The 18,534-nt window shown below is 74.2% G+C and carries 18 protein-coding genes; 9 read left to right on the forward strand and 9 right to left on the reverse strand.

The window, feature by feature from the left end; genetic code table 11:
* Positions 1–73 precede the first annotated feature (73 nt).
* Both ABZW14_RS00145 and ABZW14_RS00150 read left to right on the forward strand, forming a co-directional pair.
* Positions 74–1,930, forward strand: a complete 1,857-nt coding sequence (locus ABZW14_RS00145; protein WP_355337314.1) for an acyl-CoA dehydrogenase — start codon at positions 74–76, stop codon at positions 1,928–1,930.
* A gap of 170 nt (positions 1,931–2,100) precedes the next feature.
* The gene (locus ABZW14_RS00150; protein ID WP_013283345.1) at positions 2,101–2,370 is read left to right on the forward strand and encodes a DUF6458 family protein; all 270 of its coding nucleotides are present in this window, start codon (positions 2,101–2,103) and stop codon (positions 2,368–2,370) included.
* A gap of 35 nt (positions 2,371–2,405) precedes the next feature.
* On the opposite strand, the gene ABZW14_RS00155 is transcribed toward ABZW14_RS00150, so the two are convergent.
* On the reverse strand, positions 2,406–2,942 hold the full coding sequence (locus ABZW14_RS00155; protein WP_355337317.1) for a histidine phosphatase family protein: 537 nt from the start codon (positions 2,940–2,942) through the stop codon (positions 2,406–2,408).
* A 116-nt stretch (positions 2,943–3,058) separates the two neighbouring features.
* On the opposite strand from ABZW14_RS00155, the gene ABZW14_RS00160 reads away from it, so the two are divergent.
* Positions 3,059–3,349 carry a DUF6458 family protein gene (locus tag ABZW14_RS00160; protein WP_355337320.1) on the forward strand — a complete coding sequence of 97 codons (291 nt, stop codon included), beginning with the start codon at positions 3,059–3,061 and terminating at the stop codon, positions 3,347–3,349.
* Positions 3,350–3,418: 69 nt separating this feature from the next.
* Here the strand turns inward: ABZW14_RS00160 and ABZW14_RS00165 are convergent, their stop codons facing one another.
* Positions 3,419–4,096, reverse strand: a complete 678-nt coding sequence (locus tag ABZW14_RS00165) for a hemolysin III family protein (protein ID WP_355337323.1) — start codon at positions 4,094–4,096, stop codon at positions 3,419–3,421.
* A gap of 227 nt (positions 4,097–4,323) precedes the next feature.
* On the opposite strand from ABZW14_RS00165, the gene ABZW14_RS00170 reads away from it, so the two are divergent.
* Genes ABZW14_RS00170 through ABZW14_RS00185 form a run of 4 tightly spaced genes read left to right on the forward strand, consistent with a single transcriptional unit; the run spans position 4,324 to position 6,883 of the window.
* On the forward strand, positions 4,324–4,629 hold the full coding sequence (locus ABZW14_RS00170; RefSeq protein WP_355337326.1) for a hypothetical protein: 306 nt from the start codon (positions 4,324–4,326) through the stop codon (positions 4,627–4,629).
* A gap of 4 nt (positions 4,630–4,633) precedes the next feature.
* Positions 4,634–5,245 carry an allophanate hydrolase subunit 1 gene (locus ABZW14_RS00175; protein WP_355337329.1) on the forward strand — a complete coding sequence of 204 codons (612 nt, stop codon included), beginning with the start codon at positions 4,634–4,636 and terminating at the stop codon, positions 5,243–5,245.
* A complete protein-coding gene (locus ABZW14_RS00180; RefSeq protein WP_355337331.1) occupies positions 5,242–6,150 on the forward strand; it encodes a biotin-dependent carboxyltransferase family protein in 909 nt (302 codons plus the stop codon). Before ABZW14_RS00175 ends, ABZW14_RS00180 begins: the two co-directional genes overlap by 4 nt.
* Positions 6,134–6,883 (forward strand): 5-oxoprolinase subunit PxpA, encoded by a 750-nt coding sequence (locus ABZW14_RS00185; protein WP_355337334.1) that lies wholly within the window; start codon positions 6,134–6,136, stop codon positions 6,881–6,883. The genes ABZW14_RS00180 and ABZW14_RS00185 overlap by 17 nt, the downstream gene beginning before the upstream one ends.
* A gap of 25 nt (positions 6,884–6,908) precedes the next feature.
* Here the strand turns inward: ABZW14_RS00185 and ABZW14_RS00190 are convergent, their stop codons facing one another.
* Positions 6,909–8,744: an NHL domain-containing thioredoxin family protein gene (locus ABZW14_RS00190; RefSeq protein WP_355337337.1), complete on the reverse strand. Its 1,836-nt coding sequence runs from the start codon at positions 8,742–8,744 to the stop codon at positions 6,909–6,911.
* Between the two features lie 65 nt (positions 8,745–8,809).
* Positions 8,810–9,460: a helix-turn-helix domain-containing protein gene (locus ABZW14_RS00195; RefSeq protein WP_355337340.1), complete on the reverse strand. Its 651-nt coding sequence runs from the start codon at positions 9,458–9,460 to the stop codon at positions 8,810–8,812.
* 87 nt (positions 9,461–9,547) lie between these two features.
* Here ABZW14_RS00195 and ABZW14_RS00200 point away from each other — a divergent pair, with 87 nt between their 5' ends.
* Complete coding sequence (locus ABZW14_RS00200; protein WP_355337343.1) at positions 9,548–10,126, forward strand: TIGR03086 family metal-binding protein; 579 nt, start codon at positions 9,548–9,550, stop codon at positions 10,124–10,126.
* Between the two features lie 51 nt (positions 10,127–10,177).
* Here ABZW14_RS00200 and ABZW14_RS00205 read toward each other — a convergent pair whose 3' ends face one another.
* From ABZW14_RS00205 to pdhA, 5 genes are all read right to left on the reverse strand, one after another.
* On the reverse strand, positions 10,178–12,949 hold the full coding sequence (locus tag ABZW14_RS00205; protein WP_355337345.1) for a hypothetical protein: 2,772 nt from the start codon (positions 12,947–12,949) through the stop codon (positions 10,178–10,180).
* 349 nt (positions 12,950–13,298) lie between these two features.
* Positions 13,299–13,436, reverse strand: a complete 138-nt coding sequence (locus ABZW14_RS00210) for a hypothetical protein (protein ID WP_165823299.1) — start codon at positions 13,434–13,436, stop codon at positions 13,299–13,301.
* 224 nt (positions 13,437–13,660) lie between these two features.
* Positions 13,661–15,133: a dihydrolipoamide acetyltransferase family protein gene (locus ABZW14_RS00215; RefSeq protein WP_355339311.1), complete on the reverse strand. Its 1,473-nt coding sequence runs from the start codon at positions 15,131–15,133 to the stop codon at positions 13,661–13,663.
* Between the two features lie 5 nt (positions 15,134–15,138).
* Positions 15,139–16,128, reverse strand: a complete 990-nt coding sequence (locus ABZW14_RS00220; RefSeq protein ID WP_355337349.1) for an alpha-ketoacid dehydrogenase subunit beta — start codon at positions 16,126–16,128, stop codon at positions 15,139–15,141.
* Positions 16,128–17,306: a pyruvate dehydrogenase (acetyl-transferring) E1 component subunit alpha gene (pdhA, locus tag ABZW14_RS00225; protein WP_355337352.1), complete on the reverse strand. Its 1,179-nt coding sequence runs from the start codon at positions 17,304–17,306 to the stop codon at positions 16,128–16,130. Before pdhA ends, ABZW14_RS00220 begins: the two co-directional genes overlap by 1 nt.
* Before the next feature lie 487 nt (positions 17,307–17,793).
* Between pdhA and ABZW14_RS00230 the strand changes: the two genes are divergently transcribed.
* Positions 17,794–18,522, forward strand: a complete 729-nt coding sequence (locus ABZW14_RS00230; protein ID WP_355337355.1) for a hypothetical protein — start codon at positions 17,794–17,796, stop codon at positions 18,520–18,522.
* Positions 18,523–18,534: the final 12 nt, after the last annotated feature.

Genomic DNA, 18,534 nt, shown 5'->3' on the forward strand with positions numbered 1-18,534 from the left:
GTTGGCTACCCGCGAGTAATACAGTCTGGAGTTACTGATCGGTAACACCTGTCCGGAAGCGGGGCCAGCGAGCATGACCCACTACAAGAGCAACCTTCGGGACCTCGAGTTCAACCTCTTCGAGGTCTTCGGGGCGGACCGGACGTTCGGCCAGGCGCCGTACACGGACCTGGACGTCGACACCGCCCGTAGCTTCCTCTCCGAGGTCGACCGCCTGGCCCGCGAGGACCTGGCCGCCAGCTACTCGGACAGCGACCGCAACCCGCCGGTCTTCGACCCCGCCACGCACACCGCGCCGCTGCCGGAGTCGTTCAAGAAGTCCTACCAGGCATTCATGGACTCCGAGTTCTGGCGCCTGGACCTGCCCGAGGCCCTCGGCGGCACCAACGCCCCGCGCGCCCTCTGGTGGTCGCTCGCCGAGCTGGTCCTCGGCGCCAACGCCCCGATCTGGATGTACGCCTCCGGCCCGTCCTTCGCGCACGTGCTGCACGTCGAGGGCACCGAGCAGCAGAAGAAGTGGGCCCGGCTCTTCATCGAGAAGCAGTGGGGCTCGACCATGGTGCTGACCGAGCCGGACGCCGGCTCGGACGTCGGCGCCGGCCGCACCCGCGCTGTCCAGCAGCCGGACGGCTCCTGGCACATCGAGGGCGTCAAGCGCTTCATCACCTCCGGTGAGCACGACCTGACCGACAACATCGTCCACTACGTGCTGGCCCGCCCGGTCGGCGTCGAGGGCGTCGGCGGCCCGGGCACCAAGGGCCTGTCCCTCTTCGTCGTGCCGAAGTTCCACTTCGACGAGGAGACCGGCGAGCTGGGCGAGCGCAACGGCGTCTTCGCCACCAACGTCGAGCACAAGATGGGCCTGAAGGTCTCCAACACCTGCGAGGTGACCTTCGGCGAGCACGGCGTGCCGGCCAAGGGTTGGCTGCTCGGTGAGAAGCACGACGGCATCCGGCAGATGTTCATGATCATCGAGTACGCCCGGATGATGGTCGGCACCAAGGCGATCGCCACCCTGTCCACCGGCTACCTGAACGCCCTGGAGTACGCCAAGAACCGGGTGCAGGGCGCCGACCTGGTCCAGCAGACCGACAAGACCGCCCCGCGGGTGACCATCACCCACCACCCGGACGTGCGCCGCTCGCTGCTCCTGCAGAAGTCGTACGCCGAGGGTCTGCGCGCGCTGGTCTGCTACACGGCGAGCTGGCAGGACAAGGTCGCGGTCGCCGAGGCGGCCGGCGACGAGAAGGCCACCAAGCTGGCCAAGCGCGTCAACGACCTGCTCCTGCCGCTGGTGAAGGGCGTCGGCTCGGAGCGGGCGTACGAGCTGCTCGGCCACGAGTCGCTGCAGACCTTCGGCGGCTCCGGCTTCCTCCAGGACTACCCGCTGGAGCAGTACGTCCGGGACGCCAAGATCGACACCCTCTACGAGGGCACCACGGCGATCCAGAGCCTCGACCTGATCTTCCGGAAGATCGTCCGGGACAACGGCAAGGCCCTCATGGCGGTCGCCGGCGAGATCCAGGAGTTCATCGCCTCCGAGGCCGGCAACGGCCAGCTCAAGGAGGAGCGGCAGGCGCTCGGCAAGGCGCTCGGCGAGATCCAGAACATCCTCGGTGTGCTGATGGGCTGGCTGACCGAGGCCCAGGGCGGCGACGCCCGCGCCCTCTACAAGGTCGGCCTGAGCAGCCGCCGGTTCCTGCTGGCGATCGGCGACCTGGTGGTCGGCTGGCTGCTCCAGAAGCAGGCGGACGTGGCGTTGAAGGCGCTTGGCGGCGAGGTCTCCGCCAGCGACAAGGCGTTCTACACCGGCAAGGTGGCCGCCGCCCGGTTCTTCGCCCGCGAGGTGCTGCCCCGCATCGGCGCCGACCGGCGGATCATCGAGGGCGCCGACCTGGAGATCATGGACCTCCCGGAGGAGGCGTTCTGATCCCCGATGGGGTGATTCGACCCTGACGGCCGGCGGCCGGCGAGCGCACCGCTCGCCGGCCGCCGCCGTGTTTTCACCCCGTGGCCGGTAGGCCGGCCCCCTGGCGGGTAACCGCCGTGGACCACGACCGGAACGCCCAAGGGCCACCCGCACGGGGGAGTGCAGCGCACATGGGCATTGGCAGCGCCATCTTTCTCATCGCGCTCGGCGCGATCATGACCTTCGCCATCCGGGCCAACGTCTGGTGGATCGACCTGCGCGCGGTCGGCTGGGTGTTCATCCTGGCCGGGCTGGGCGTACTGCTCACCACGCTCTGGTTCTGGCAGGACCGCCGCAAGCGGGCACGCACGCTCATCGTGGAGGAGAACCGGCTCTCGCACCCGACCGCGATGATGCCCCCGCCGCCGGATCCGCCGCCGCCCACGGCCCCGCCGTCGTGACCGGCTGAGCCGGCTGAGCCCGCCACCCGGCGGGCTCAGCCGCGTGCGGTGTGCCGGGCGGTGATGGGCGCGCCGCCGGGCGCCAGCTCGGCCCACCGGGTGGTGGGCCGGTGCACGACCAGGTCCGTGGTGCGCAGCCCGTCCGGATCCGCCCGCTCCGGGTCCAGCAGCGCGGACAGCAGCGAGATGCCCGGGTTGTGGGCGATCAGCAGCACGTAGCCCGCCTTCGGGTCGACCGCCCGGACCACGTCCAGCAGCGCGTCGGGGTGCGCGTCGTACGCGGCCGGCTCGTAGCGCACCGCCGGCGCCGACCCGGCCGGGCCGCCCTCCGGCGGTGATCCCGTGGCGCCCAGCGCGACCCCGTGCCAGGTCTGCCGGGTCCGCTTGGCGGTCGAGCAGAGCACCACGTCGGGAAGGAGCGCGTGCCGGGCCAGCCAGGCGCCGGCCGCGGCCGCGTCGGCGTGCCCCCGCGCGGTCAGCGGTCGCTCCTCGTCCGGCATCTCCTGGGACTGCTCCGCCTTGGCGTGTCGCAGCAGCACCAACGTCCGCTGCTGGTTCCTGCCGTCGGTCATGCGCCCAGCTTGCCTGATTGGCGATCTCCGCGCCTGGGTATGTCGATGTGCGCCGCTACCTCATCCATGGCCGCGGCGGGCAGGAAACGCCAGCAGGACGCCAAGGAGGCGACGTCATGGGCATCGGTGCCAGCATCTTCCTCATCGCGCTCGGCGCGATCTTCGCGTTCGCCATCGACGCCAACCTCGGATGGCTGAACCTGAACGTGGTGGGCTGGGTGCTCATGCTCGCCGGGGTGGCGGGCCTGATCACCACGCTCTACTTCTGGAACAGCCGGCGCCGGGTGGTGGCCGCCCCGGTGCGGGAGCGCGTCGTCGCCGAGCCGGTCGTGCCGGTGCAGGACGACCGGGTCGTGCGCGAGGAGTACCGCGAGGTGCGCCGTCCGGGCACGGGCTACCCGGCCTGACCCGCACCACAGACGTCGAGGGCCCCGCAACGGCGCGGGGCCCTCGCTCGCTGTCCGGACCTGGCGGCGTCAGGCGAACAGCGCGAAGTAGATCGCGACGTGATGGCAGATGGCCGCGACCAGGGTGCAGGCGTGGAAGAACTCGTGGTGGCCGAAGACGGTCGGCCAGGGGTTGGGGCGGCGCAGCGCGTAGAAGACCGCGCCGACGCTGTAGATCGCCCCGCCGACGCTCAACAGCACCAGGGCGGTGACCCCGCCGGCGTGCAGGATCTCCGGCAGCATGGCCACGGCGACCCAGCCGAGGGCCAGGTAGAGCGGGGCGGAGACCCAGCGCGGCGCGTGCGGCCAGATCAGCTTGACCGCGACCCCGGCCAGCGCGCCGCCCCACACCAGGCCGAGCATGATCGTGGCGTGCCGGGTGTCCAGCAGCAGGGCGCAGAACGGCGTGTAGGTGCCGGCGATGAACACGAAGATCATCGAGTGGTCCATCCGGCGCATGATCTGGTAGCCCCGCTCGGACCACACGCGGCGGTGGTAGAGCGCGCTGGTGCCGAAGAGACCGCACACGGTGAGGCTGTAGATCAGGCAGCTCACCAGCGGGGCCCAGCCGGGGCGGGCGGCGGCGATGGAGCACAGCACGACGCCGCAGACCAGCGCGGCGAAGAACGCGTAGGTGTGCAGCCAGCCGCGCATGCGGGGTTTCCCGATGTCGACCGGCTTGAGCCGGAGCGGTGCGGAGGTGGTCACGCCAAACAGGTTACGACACCGTAGGTTACTTGCAAGTAGGGACGGCGAGGTCGGCAAGGGTCACCAACGAGTCGATCAAGAAGTATCTTGCTCCCGTGCTCCGTGACCTCCTTCCCGTGCCTTTGGCGCTGGTACTTCTCCTCGGCACCGGGTGCGGGGTCCTGCCGGACTCTGCCGGCGCCCCGGCGGCCACCCGCGTCGCGCCTACGGCGGAACCCACCGTCTCGTTGCCGGCCCTGACCGGCGCCGAACTCGGTGACTGGGCCTGCCGTGAGGCCGGACGAGCCATCCGGGACGTCCGGCACGACAACCCCGAGGTGATGCGGCCGATCAGCGAGGCGGCCGTCCGCTCGGGGGTGCCACTGCTGGTCGAGCGGGGCAAGGTCCTACAGCGGAAGATCCGCGAGGCGGAGGCCAACCGGAACCCCGACGGCACCGTGTGGGGCGTCGACATCTCCATCGCCACCTACGACCTCACCTACAACTGCGAACACGCCATCGTCGACCGAACCGGCTCCGCTCCGGAAGGATGACGGGATGCGGATCCGGCCCGTCGGCGCGCACGCCCTGCTGCTCGACTGCGGCGGCCCCGAGCAGGTCGAGGCCTGGCGGGGCGAGTTGTGGCGCCGCCGCGCGGCGGGCGAGCTGAGCGCCGTCGAGATCGTCCCGGCGGCGGCCACCGTGCTGGTCGACGGCGTGCCGGACCCGGTGAGCGCCGCCGCGCGGATCGCCGCGTGGACGCCGGCAGGCGCCGCCGCCACGGCCGGCGCCGCCGAGGTCCGGGTCCCCACGGTGTACGACGGCGCGGACCTGCCCGCCGTCGCCGCGTACTGGGGCGTCGACGTGCCCGCCGTGGTGGAGCGGCTGCGGCGGACCGAGTTCCGGGTGGCGTTCTGCGGCTTCGCGCCGGGGTTCGCGTACCTCACCGGAATGCCGGCGGAGCTGGCCGTGCCCCGGCTCGCCACTCCGCGTACCCGCGTGCCGGCCGGGTCGGTGGCGCTGGCCGGCCCGTACGCCGGGATCTACCCGACCGCCTCGCCCGGCGGCTGGCTGCTGGTCGGGCGGACGGACCTGGTCCTCTTCGACGTGCACGCCGACCCACCGGCCCGGCTCACCCCGGGCACCCGGGTCCGGCTGGTCGACCGGTGATCGAGGTGCTCCGGGCGGGCGCCCTCACCACCGTGCAGGACCAGGGCCGCCCCGGCTGGGCGCACCTCGGCGTGCCCCGCTCCGGCGCGCTCGACCCGGCCGCCCTGCGGCTGGCCAACCGGCTCGTCGGCAACCCCGAGCACGCCGCCGGCCTGGAGATCACCCTGACCGGCTGCGCGCTGCGCGTCACCCGGGCGGTCACCGTGGCGCTCACCGGCGCTGAGGTGAACGTGGGGATCGAGCGCCGGCCCGCCGACGCGCCGTCCGGCCCGGGCCGGACGGTCGAGCGCCCGCGCGTCGAGCACCGCCCCGGGGACATCGGCCGGCCGCTGTCGCTGCCCGCCGGGGCGACCCTGCGGATCGGTCCGGCCCGAGCCGGGGTACGCACCTGGCTCGCCGTCTCCGGCGGGATCGCGGTCGAGCCGGTGCTCGGCAGCCGGTCCACCGACACCCTCTCCGGCCTCGGCCCGCCCCCGCTGCGCGACGGCGATCGGCTGCCCCTGGGCGTTCCGGCCGGCCCGCCGGCCCCGGTGGACCTCACCGTCGCCCCGGCCACGCCGGCCGTGCTGCGGCTGGTCCTGCGCCCCGGTCCGCGGCAGGACTGGTTCACCCCGGCGGCACTCGATCGGCTGCTCACCACGGCATACGCGATCAGTCCGGCCAGCAACCGGGTCGGCGCACGACTGACCGGCGCGACCTTGCCCCGCGCGGTGGCCGGCGAGCTGGCCAGCGAGGGCCTCGTCCTCGGCGCGGTGCAGGTGCCGCCGGACGGCCAACCGCTGATCTTCCTGGCCGACCACCCCACCACCGGTGGGTACCCGGTCATCGGGGTGGTGGAGGACGTGACCCCGCTCGCGCAGGCCCGCCCAGGGACTACGGTGACGTTCCATGGACCTCAACGCTGACCTCGGTGAGGGATTCGGCATCTGGCGGCTGGGCGACGACGAGGCCCTGCTGGGGCTGGTCACCTCCGCCAACGTCGCCTGCGGTTTCCACGGCGGTGACGCGTCCACCATGCACCGGGTCTGCGCCGCCGCCGCGCGGCGCGAGGTCGCCGTGGGCGCCCAGGTGGGCTACCGGGACCTGGCCGGCTTCGGCCGGCGGCACATCGCGTACGACTTCGCCGCGCTGCGCGACGAGACGGTCTACCAGCTCGGGGCGCTGGACGCCTTCTGCCGGCTGGCCGGCACCCGGGTGCGCTACCTCAAGCCGCACGGCGCGCTCTACCACGCGGCCGCCTGCGACGAGGTCCAGGCCGCCGCGCTGGTGGCCGCGGTCAGCGGCTACGACCACGAGCTGCCGGTGCTCTGCCCGCCGGGCTCGGTGCTCGCCCAGCTCGCCGTGGGCGCCGGTCTGCGCGCGGTCGCCGAGGGCTTCGCCGACCGGAACTACCTGCCCAACGGGCAACTGGTGCCCCGCACCGCCGCGAACGCGCTGGTCACCGACCCGGACGAGGTGGCCACCCGGGCGGTCCGGATGGCCACCGAGCGGACCGTGGTGGCGGTCGACGGCAGCGTGGTGCCCTGCCCGGTCGAGTCGATCTGCCTGCATGGCGACACACCGGGCGCGGTGCGCTGCGCCGAACTGGTCCGGGCCGCCCTCATCGACGCCGGAGTGACGCCCACCCCGTTCGCCTGACCGGCGGCCCGGCACCCCTCCGGCGTCAGCCTTCGTCGAGGCCGCGCAGCACCAGCGGGAGGCGGGTCGCGCCGCCGGACACCACCCGGACCGGTACGCCCCAGTCCTGCCGGGTGAGGTGGCAGGCGGCGTGCTCGACGTCGGCGTCGCAGGTGGCCGCCTGGGCGGTCACCTGGAGCACACCCTCGGTCACGTCGCCGCTCAGCACCAGCCGGCGGGACAGGTCGGTGCTCGTCCCGGCACCGTCGACCAGCAGCTCCGGCGGGGACGCCGAGATCACCACGCGGGTCGACGGCCCGTACGTCTCGTCCAGCTTCTGCCCGGGCGCGGGCGTGAAGATGACGTCGAGGGTCAGCTCGCCGGCCGCCACGTCGGTGGGCTTGCGCTCCAGCTTGTGCCGGGGGCCGTCCACGGTGTTCGCGCCCGCCGCGCTGAGCGCGCCCGGGGCCAGCCGGGTCAACCGGTGCGCGGCCGACTCGACCACCAGCACCTCGCCCTCGGCCGTGAGCACCAGGTCGCTCGGCTCGGCCAGCCCGTCGGCCACCGTGGCGACCTGGTTCGTCTCCGGGTCGAAGCGGCGCACCGCGCCGTTGTAGGTGTCCGCGATCAGCACCGAGCCGTCCGGCAGCGCGCACACCCCCAGCGGGTGCTGGAGCAGCGCCCGGTCGGCCGGGCCGTCGACGTGGCCGAAGTCGAACAGGCCCTGCCCCACGGCGGTGCCCATCACGCCGTTCTCCACGTAGCGGATCGCGCTGGTTTCGCTGTCGGCGACCCAGAGCCGGGTGCCGTCGGCCGAGACGGAGAGGCCGGAGGGCTGGGCCATCCAGACGTCCGGCAGCGGGCCGTCGCGCAGCGCCTCCACCGTGGTCCCGGCGTACATGCCGGCGGTCCGCTTCGCCGGGTCGAACCACCAGAGCTGGTGGATGCCGGCCATGGCGATGACGACCCGGTCGTCGTACCAGGCCACGTCCCAGGGCGAGGAGAGGTCGACCGCGCGGGCGTCGTGCGAGTGGTCGTCGACCGTCGAGCGCCACTGCCGGCCCGTGCCGGCGACCGTGGCCACCTCGCCGGTCTCCAGCCGTACGCCCCGCAGCAGGTGGTTGACGGTGTCGGCGACGACCAGGTCGTAGCCGGCCACCTCGGCCACGTGCGGGGGCAGCAGGCAGAGCCCCTGCGGCTCGGCGAACGTGGCGTCGCCCGCCGGGCCGTCGGCGTCACCGCGCTCGCCCGTGCCGATCCGCCGGATCACGGTCTCCCCGTCCGGGGCAAGCTCGACCAGGGAGTGCCGGGCCGAGTCGGAGACCAGCAGGTTGCCACCGCCGAGCACCACGGCCTTGCCGGGGAAGCGCAGGGCGGTGTCCGGCTCGGCCGGCGGCACGTAGGGGCCCTCGCCGCGGTGTAGGGTGCCCTTCGCCTCGTGGGTGCCGATCAGGTCGTCGATCAGCCGGACCAGCCCCTCGGCGTGCCCCTCGCCGGCCATGGTGGCGACCACGTAGCCCTCGGGGTCGACCACCGACAGGGTCGGCCAGGCCTTCGCCGCGTACTGCTGCCACATGTCCATCTCGGGGTCGTCGAGCACAGGGTGGTGCACGCCGTAGCGCTCCACGGCGGCGGCGAGGGCCGCGGCGTCCTTCTCGTGCTCGAACTTCGGCGAGTGCACCCCGATCACGACCAGCACGTCGCCGTACTTCTCCTCGAGCGGGCGCAGCTCGTCGAGCACGTGCAGGCAGTTGATGCAGCAGAAGGTCCAGAAGTCCAACAGGACGATCTTGCCGCGCAGGTCGGCCAGGGTGATGTCCTTGCCACCGGTGTTCAGCCAGCCCCGGCCGCGGAGCTCGGGTGCCCGTACTCGTGCGCTCATGCCCCCATCGTGCCGCAACGTGGGCGGCGGCCGGCCCGATGGGGCGGTGAAGAGCGACACGCCGGCTACCCGGCGGCGCTGCCCCGCCAGCGGGCCACCAGGTCGGCCTGCTGGGCGGGGGCACCGGGTAGCGGACCCTCCACGGGGTTGTGGAGGGCCTGGAGCAGCAGGGTCAGGTAGCGGTGCCGCAGCGCGGCACCCCGGTCGGCGCCGGGCAGGTCGACCAGCATGACGGTCTCCAGCAGCAGCACGATGTCGGCCCCGCTGACGTCGTCCCGCAGGTCACCGGACCGGCGTACCCGGTCGAGGAGCGTGTCCGCGAGACGGGTCGCCTGCTCGGCCATCCGGCTCAGCTCGGGGGTCGGGGCGAAGGTGCCGGCGAGCCGCTGCGCGAGCGCCTGCCCGCCGCCCTCGACGACCCGGTGCAGGCAGGCCACGTAGGCGTCCCACGGCGCTGCTTCGGCGGCCAGCGCGGTCTCCAGGTCGGCGATGTAGCGGGCCAGGCCGTCGGCCGCCAGGGCCCGCAGCAGATCCTGCTTGCTGGGGTAACGCCGGTAGAGGGCGCTGATGCCGACACCGGCGCGGGTGGCCACGGCTGCGACGGGCGCGTCGGGATCGGCCAGGAAGACCTCGCGGGCGGCGTCGAGGATTCGGGCGTCGTTGCGGGCCGCTTGGGCGCGACGGCCGCTGAGCGGGCCGGGATCGGGTGCGGACATGCGCCGACCATAGCAGTGGAACAGATCGTTCCGTTCTGCTATCCTGAAGCGGAACGAAACATTCCGTTCCCCGAAAGGACCGGCCACGTGAGCTTCCCCGTCCTCACCACCGCCCTGGACCTCCTGCGCCGCGCCGCCGAGGGGGTTCCGGCCGACCGGCTCGACGATCCGACTCCGTGCGACCGGTGGACCGTCGGGCAGGTGCTCATGCACGCCGCCGGCGACCAGCACGCCTGGGCGGCGCACGTCGGCACGGGTGCGCTGCCGGCGTACAACCCGTTCGACCCGCCGCACGGCCACGACGAGGGCGTCCGGAACGTGGTGCGGACCGCGGTCGAGGCGGCCGCCGCGACATGGGAGCGCGTCGACCCGGCGGGCGGGCCGGTCCCCACGCCGCTGCCGCCCGTGCCCACCCTGGATCCGCAACTCGCCGCCGCCGCCTGCGCCCTGGACGCCGCGGTCCACGCCTGGGACGTCGCGGTCGCCACCGGGCAGCCGGCGCCGCTCACCGCCGAGCTGGCCGAGCAGCTCATGCCGGCCGCCCGGGCGACGGCCGAGCCGCTGCGCGGATTCGCGTACGCCGACGCGCTGCCCGCCGGGCCCGGCGCCGACCCGGTCGCCGCCCTGCTGGCCTACCTTGGACGCGACCCGCACTGGCAGCGTTGACGAACGACGGCGGGGCCACGGTGATCCGTGGCCCCGCCGTCGTGGAGTTTGCTACTGACCGGCCGGCTTGAGGCAGAGCACCCGGTTGGTCCCGTCGCCGGGAAGCACCACCTGGGGCTGCGCCGGGTCGGCGCACTTGTCCTTGCTGTCGACCTTCGACACCACGGTGAACGCGCCCTGCTCACCGCAGTCGGCCGCCACCGCGGAGGTGCCGGACTGCTTGACGCAGGAACCCACGGCCGGGTCGAAGCCCGCCGGCTTGTCGTCCCCACCGATCTTGCCGAGCAGGGTGAGCAGGCCGAGCGGCACGGCGAGGATGAGCACCGCGGCGATCAGCACCGCCGCGAGCACCCGGCCGTTGCGCACCTTCGGCGTGGGCGCCTCGGTCTTCGGCTCGGCCTCCGGCTTGAACGCCTCGAAGCGGCCCTGGTCCGGGTCACCGCCGGGGCCCGCCTGCGGCCAGGCCGGCGGGGCCTGCTGGGGCGGCGGCGGGAACGCGGGCGGGAAACCACCCGGCTCGCCCATCGGTCCCGACCCCGGTACGCCGACCGAGGCCCGCCCGCCGGCCGGCGCGCCGAACGGGTCACCGGGCCCGTTCCCCGGCCCGCCGAACGGGTCGTGCTGGCCGTTCGGGGGGCCGAACGGATCCTGGTGCGCGGCGGGAGCGCCGAACGGGTCGTGCGGCCCGCCGGGGCCCCCGAACGGGTCGTGCTGCCCACCCGGGCGCTCGCCGTTGTGCGGGTGCACCCCGTTGACCGGCCGGCCGTTGCCGGGCGGGTCCACGAAGGACGGCACGCCGGGCGGGAACGGCGGCGGGCCGGCGGGTGAGGACGGCGGGGCCGAGTGCACCGGAGGCGCCTCGGCGTAGCCGTGCGAGCGCTCCGACTCGTCCGCCCGGGACTGGGGGCCCGGCTCGGCGAAGCCGTCCTGCCCGGGTGCCTCCTCCGGCTCCGGACGGGCCGGCCGGCCGTAGACCCGCGGGGCCGGCACACCGGTCGTGGGCAGCGGCTGGTCGGCCGGAGGGGTGACCCGGCTGGTCATCGGCACCGAGGCGCTGGCCGAGACGGCACCGCCCTCCGGGGAGACGCGCGGCCCCGGCACCACCGGTCCGGCCGGCGACTGCGGCTCCTCGTGCGCCGGTGCGCCCCAGCCGGCGTCGGCGGCCGGCTCCGGCTCGTACGCCTGCGGGTTGCGATCGCCCGGCTCGGCGCCGGGGAACGGCGCGTAGTCGGCGGGTGGCGCCGCGGCCAGGGCGGCGCCCGGCACGCGCTGCTGCTGCGGCGGCAGCGGCACGGCGTTGGCCGGGGAGATCCCCGGGCCCGGGGCCGGCTGGTAGATCGGCCCGTCGTCGGCGCGGGTCGGCTCCCAGCCCGGCGACGCGGACTGCTCGGGCTGGGTCTCGGCGGACCGGCCCCACGCTTCGCCGGGCGCCCACGGTTCGGCCTCCGGGATGGCGGTGCGGTCGCGCGTCCACTGCCCCGGGTTGTCCTGGGTTTCGGCCCAGGCGGGCGGCGAGTCGGGGGATGGGACGGAAACGCCGGCCCGGGCCGGAGCCTCGGCGGAACCCCGGCCGGACTGCCCCGGCTCGTCCGCCGGCCGCTCCGGCTCACGCTGCTGCGGTACGGCCGCGGCACCGTTCCACGCGGCGGCCGGACGCTGCTCCTCGGCGGCGCCCCAGGCGGCCGGCTGCGGCGCCTCGGCGGCACCGGCGGACCGGCCCGCGGCCCAACCGCCGGAGCGATCCGGATCGTCGTCCTGCGCCGTCGAGGCGTTCTGCCAGCCACCGGCGTGGCGGTCGTCGCCGTGGGTCGCGGCCGGGCCGTTCTGCCAGCCGCCGGAGTGGCTCTGGTCGTCGCCCTGTGCCGCGGTCGGGCCGCCCTGCCAGCCGCCCGAGTGACTCTGATCGTCCTGGGCGGGCCAGGCGCTCTCGGGGCGGACGGCACCCGGGACGGAGACCTTGGCGGCGGCGCGGGCGGTCGGCTCGGCCGGCGACCAGCCGGGAGCGCCCTGCTCACCCTGCTGGCCCCAGGCGGGCCGGTCGTCCTGCTGCTGTGCGGCGGCCCCGACGGCCCAGCCGCCGGAGTTGTCGTCCTGCGCCGCCCGCCAGCCACCGGAGCGGCCCGGGTCGTCGTCCTGCTGCGCCGGGGTCCAGCCGCCGGACCGGTTCGGGTCGTCCTGCCCGGCCGGGCCGGCCCACGACTCGTTCGGCACGGTGGCGGGCGCGGGCACGGGGGGCGCGGGCACCTGCGCGGCGCCGCGGGCACCCGGCTCGCCGGCCTGCGCCCAGGCCGGCTGCTCACCGGACGGGGCGGGGGCGGCCCCCCAGGCGGGCCCGCCCTGCTCGTTCCCCCAGGCCGGCGGGGTCGGCCCGGCGGGCGTGTCCTGGGGGGCGGCGGCCCAGGCGGGCGGCGCCGGCTCGGCGCCACGGTGGGGGCCGGCCGGCTCGGGCCCGCCCCAGGCAGGTGCTCCCTGGTCGGGCGCCTCCCAGGCCGGGGCGGACTGTTCGCGCGTGGCCCAGGCGGGCTGCGAGGTGGGGCCCCAGCCGCCCGGCTCGGCCGGCGGCGGCACCTGAGCGGTGGCCCGGCCGGCGGCGGGCTGGCCGCCCGGCGGTGCCCAGGCAGGGGGCTGGTCGTCGGCCGCGGCCCACGCGGGGGCCGGCTGGGCGGGCCGACCGGCCGGCGGGGGCGGGGCCCAGCCGAGGTCGGGCGCGCCGTACCCGTTGTCCTGCTGCGCCGGGCGGTCGCCGTACGGCACCGGTCCGCCGGCGCCCGACGACACCTCGCCCGGCTCCTGGCCGGGGCGGTGCGGGGCCTCGGACGTCATGGGTGCGCCTCCTCCATCACATGTCGGCCGCCGATGCCGATCGGGACCGTCGGCATGGCTGCCGGCGTCGCCGGCGGGTACCGGCCGTGCGGGCTCCCCGCACCGTATCCGGTGGCCGCCTGGAGGCGCCCGGGGGAGCACGGGCCGTCACCGAACGTCACCGGATGGTATCGATCGGTTGCTCTTGACGCGATCGGTCCGGGGGCGGGCGGTTGGCGACCGAGCCCCACCGTACCGGGCGGTGCGGCGAGGTGGAATCCCGGTGTCAATCGACGTGAAACGCCGAAGACCCGCCCGGTGTGCCCGGGCGGGTCTTCGAACTGGAGGAGGTGAGGAAAGTAGGGGAGCGTCAGCTCATGTGACGCTGGGCGATGGCGAGAAGCTCCTCGCGGACCGCGGGCGAGTTGGCGGAACGCAGCGCGTGCTCGATGGCGCGGGCGCGGCGGTTGGCGTCGCGGCGGTTGCGGATTCGCTCGATCATGCTCATCTGGGTCTCTCCTCCTGGCTATTCGGTTGTCAGCCCCTTGATGTCTCTATTGAACACCACTACGGCGGTAACTTCCATCGATTATTAGGTGAGCTGAGCCACGTGCCTAAGGATCGTAGGTCAGGAGGACCCGGAGGCCGTCGTTTCGTTTCCCCAACGGCAACGGCCGGTGTGCCGGGCGTTCGCCCGTGGCACACCGGCCGTTGCCTGGTGCGATGCGACCGTCAGGTCCAGGCGAGCAGCGCCGCCTCCGGATCGGCCAGGAAGTCCCCGATGTCGCGGAGGAACTTCGAACCCAGCTCACCGTCGATGATCCGGTGGTCGAAGGAGAGACCCAGGGTGGTGACCAGGCGCGGCTTCACCTTGCCCTTGTGCACCCAGGGCTGCTCCCGGACCGCACCGAAGGCGAGGATCGCGGACTCGCCCGGCGGCAGGATCGGGGTGCCGGTGTCGACGCCGAAGACGCCGACGTTGGTGATCGTCAGCGTGCCGCCGGACATGTCGGCCGGCGAGGTCTTCCCCGCCTTGGCCGTCTGGACGAGGGCGGTCATCGCGTCCGCCAGCTCGCGCAGCGAGAGCCGGCCGGCGTCCTTGATGTTCGGCACGATCAGGCCACGCTCGGTGGCCGCCGCGATGCCCAGGTTCACGTAGTCCTTGACCACGATCTCGTCGCCGGCCCAGGTCGAGTTGACCATCGGGTGGCGCTTGACCGCCAGCAGCACCGCCTTCGCGACCAGCAGCAGCGGGGAGACCCGGACCTCCCGCCACTCGCGCCGCTCGCGGAGCCGGTCCAGGGCCTTCATGGCCCGCGTCACGTCGACGGTCAGGAACTCCGTGACGTGCGGGGCGGTGAACGCCGAGCGGGCCATGTTCTCCGCGGTGAGCTTGCGTACCCCCTTGACCGGGATGCGCTGCTCGCGGTCGGCGCCGAAGCTCGCGGCGGCCGTGACCGGGGCCGCGACCGTCAGCGGCTCGGCCGCCGCCGGGGCTGCCGCCCGCTGTACGTCCTCCCGGGTGATCGAGCCCAGCGGGCCCGAGCCGGTCAGCGTGGCGAGGTCGACGCCGAGGTCCTTGGCGAGCTTGCGGACCGGCGGCTTGGCCAGCACCGGGCCGCCCGCCGGCCGGCCGTTGCCGTTCAGCGCGGGCGCCGGAACCACCGGGGCCGGCGCCGGAGCCGGCTGGACCGGGGCGGCCTGGACCGGGGCGGCCGGGGCCGTCGCGGCCTGGGCCGGGACGCCGCCCTTGCGCGGGCGGCGCTTCGCCGGCGCGTTCCGCGGGCCGTAGCCGACCAGGACGGCGGTACGCCCGCCCGGTGCCACGCCTCCGATGAGGCCCGGCTCGACCATGCCCTCCTCGGGCGCGACCTCGACCGCGGCCAGCGAGGCCGCCGACGGGGTGGGCAGGTCGGCGGCGGGGGCACCGGTCGTCGACTGCTCGATCGGTCCGGCGTTCGGGTCGGTGTCGATCGCGATGATCGGGCTGCCCACCTCGACCGTGGCGCCCTCCGGGTGGAAGATCGCCTGCACCCGGCCGGCCCACTTCGCCGGGATCTCGACCGCCGCCTTGGCGGTCTCCACCTCGACGATCGGCTGGTTCAGCTCGATGTCGTCGCCCACCTTGACCAGCCAGGCGAGGATCTCGCCCTCGGTCAGGCCCTCGCCCAGGTCGGGGAGGTTGAACTCCTTGATCCGTGACATGCCGCTCACCAGCCGAAGGTGCGGTCGACGGCGTCGAGCACCCGGTCGAGGTCGGGCAGGTACTCCTCCTCCACCCGGGCGGCCGGGTAGGGGGTGTCGAAGCCGGTGACCCGCAGCACCGGGGACTCCAGGGAGTAGAAGCACTCCTCGGTGATCCGGGCGGCGATCTCCGACCCGAGGCCCAGGTTGCCCGGGGCCTCGTGGACGACCACGCAGCGGCCGGTGCGCTTGACCGACTCGTACGCGGCGGTGAGGTCCAGCGGCGAGAGCGTGCGCAGGTCGACGACCTCCAGCTCCCGGCCGTCCTCGGCGGCGGCCGTGGCCGCGTCCAGGGCGGTGCGCACCATCGGGCCGTACGCCAGCACGGTGGCGTCGGTGCCCGGCCGGGCGACCCGGGCGGCGTGCAGCGGGTACGCCTCGCCGAGCGGGGCGTCCAGCTCGACCGGGCCCTTCTCCCAGTAGCGCCGCTTCGGCTCCAGGAAGACGATCGGGTCGTCGGAGGCGATGGCCTGCTGGATCATCGAGTAGCCGTCCTGCGGGTTCGCGCAGGTGACGACCTTCAGACCGGCGGTGTGCGAGAAGTACGCCTCGGGCGACTCCGAGTGGTGCTCGACCGCGCCGATACCGCCGCCGTACGGGATCCGGATGACCATCGGGATCCGCACCTTGCCCTGCGAGCGGTAGTGCATCTTCGCGACCTGCGACACGATCTGGTCGTACGCCGGGTAGACGAAGCCGTCGAACTGGATCTCGCAGACCGGCCGGAAGCCGCGGATGGCCAGGCCGACCGCGGTGCCGATGATGCCGGACTCGGCGAGCGGGGTGTCGATCACCCGCTGGTCGCCGAAGTCCTTCTGGAGGCCGTCGGTGATCCGGAAGACGCCGCCGAGCTTGCCGACGTCCTCGCCCATGATGACGACCTTCGGGTCGTTCTCCAGGGCCTTGCGCAGGCCGGCGTTGAGGGCCTTGCCGAGGGTGAGCGTCTCCGTGGCCATCAGTGCGCGCTCCCCTCGAACGACTCCAGGTACTTGGTGAACTGGGCCCGCTGCTCGTCGAGCTCGGGGGACCCGTTGGGGTAGACGTGGTCGAACATGGTCACCGGCTCCGGGTCGGGCATGGCGAGCACCCGCTCGCGCAGGTGCACCGACTCCGCGCGGGCCTGCTCGTCGACCTCGGCGAAGAACGAGTCGTCGACGATCTGCTGCTTGGTGAGGAACGCCTTCATCCGGGCGATCGGGTCCTTGGCCTGCCAGGCCTCGACCTCGCTGGCGATCCGGTAGCGGGTCGGGTCGTCGGAGGTGGTGTGCGCGCCCATCCGGTAGGTGTACGCCTCGATGAGGCTCGGGCCCTGGCCGTGCCGCGCGTTGTCCAGCGCGTGCCGGGTCACCGCGTACGACGCGAGCACGTCGTTGCCGTCCACCCGTACGCCGGGGAAGCCGAAGCCGCCGGCCCGCTGGTAGAGCGGGACGCGGGTCTGCCGCTCCAGCGGCTCGGAGATGGCGTACTGGTTGTTCTGGCAGAAGAACACCAGCGGGGCGTTGAAGACGCTGGCCCAGACGAACGACTCGTTGACGTCGCCCTGGCTGGTGGCGCCGTCGCCGAAGTAGGCGATCACCGCCTCGCCGTCGTCGCTGCCCGTCTTGCCGTCCATGGCGACACCCATGGCGTACCCGGTCGCGTGCAGGGTCTGCGCCCCGATGACGATCGTGTACATGTTGAACTTGAACTCGTTCGGGTCCCAGCCGCCCTGGTCGACGCCGCGGAACAGGCCGAGCGGCATGATCGGGTCGATGCCGCGGCAGTAGAGGACGCCGTGCTCCCGGTAGGTCGGGAAGGCCATGTCCTGCGTACGCAGCGCCCGGCCGGAGCCGACCTGCGCCGCCTCCTGGCCCAGCAGGCTGGCCCAGAGGCCCAGCTCGCCCTGGCGCTGCAGCGCCGTGGCCTCGGCGTCGAGCTTCCGCACCAGCACGAGGTCGCGGTAGAGCCCACGGTACTCCTCGTCGGTGAAGTCGACGCGGTACTCGGTCCCGTCCGGGCCGAGCGCGCTCTCGATCCGCTCGCCCTCGGGCGTGAGCAGCTGCACGAGCTCCGGTTCGCCCGTGGCGGCGGCGCGTCTGGTACGGGGTGCGGCCCGCTTGCTGCGGGTGGCGGCCCCGGGGTCGCCCTTTGCCATCCGTCTCTCCCTGTCTGGTCTGCGCCGGCGCCGGGGGGTGACCCGTGCCGCGCACATCGTGCGCCCGACCCGGCATGGTGCCGGACCGGTCCCTGGCGGCCGCGCCTAGCCCCGGTGAGGGTTGCCGCGCGGCGTGAGCCGGGTCCGTGAAGGAGCCCGACCCGGGAGCGCCGGCGCCGTACCGCACCAGCCGCGGGGTGCGCGGAGGTGGCGGCTGCGTTGCCGTCGTGCCTGAATGATTGCAGAGGAGGTGAGCGGGCCCACAGTATGGCCTCCTCCAGCGGTGACGTTCCGTCGCGTTCGCGACGCATAGACGTATTTGTCTGGTGAGTCACGCTCGGACGACGGACAATTTGTGTGTCGACACGCTGTGGTGGCTGGTGAACTGAGCGTCACTGGTTCAAGCTGACAGTAGCCCCCTTACGGCATTTGTCCGTTTAGCCTGCGCCGGGATTCCGCCCTGTCGACGCGTACGAGGAGTGTGCCGGTGTCCGAGCCGACAAAGGGTTCACCATTCCTCGGGCGGCACCGGGCCGCGCCGCGGTCGGGCTACCGGCCGGTGATCGGCGCGCACCGGGCGCAGGGCCTGGGCGGCCCCAGCCGGGGCTACCTCTTCACGGTGGCGCTGCTCGCCGGCACCGCGTCCATGCCGATCCTCGCCGCGATCAGCGCCGGGTCGGCCACCGTCGGGAACAGCGCCCTCCCGGACACCAGCACCCCGTTCATCCCGACGCCCTCGGTCGGCCCGGTGGTGATCCCGCTGCCCCAGGGAACCCAGTCCCCGCTGCTGCCCAGCCCGACCCCGGTCGCCGGTGCCGCGACCGTGCCGCCCGCGGCGCCGGTGCACCCGGCCGCCGTGGCCCTGCCCGACGACAGCGACCTCCGCTTCCGCCACCGGTCCCGCCCGGCCGCTCCCGCGCCGGCACCCGGCCCGACCCGGACCAGGCCGGCCGGCCCGCCGCGCCCGTCGCCGGTGCCCTCACCGTCGCCGTCCGACCCGGCCACTCCGGAGCCGAGCCCCAGCCCGACCGCCGAACCCACCGCTACCGAGCCGACCTCCGACCCGTCACCGACCGGTGACCCGGACCCGACGACCGCGCCGCCGGACGGCACGCCCTCGCCGACCACGACGCCCGAGGAATCGCCCACGCCGACCCTCACCCCGAGCGACGACCCGGACGCGAGCGCCACGGCGTCGGCCACGCCCGGGGCGTGAACCGCGCTCCCG

It is taken from the genome of Micromonospora sp. NPDC004551, from assembly GCF_040609975.1.
Lineage (GTDB): Bacteria > Actinomycetota > Actinomycetes > Mycobacteriales > Micromonosporaceae > Micromonospora.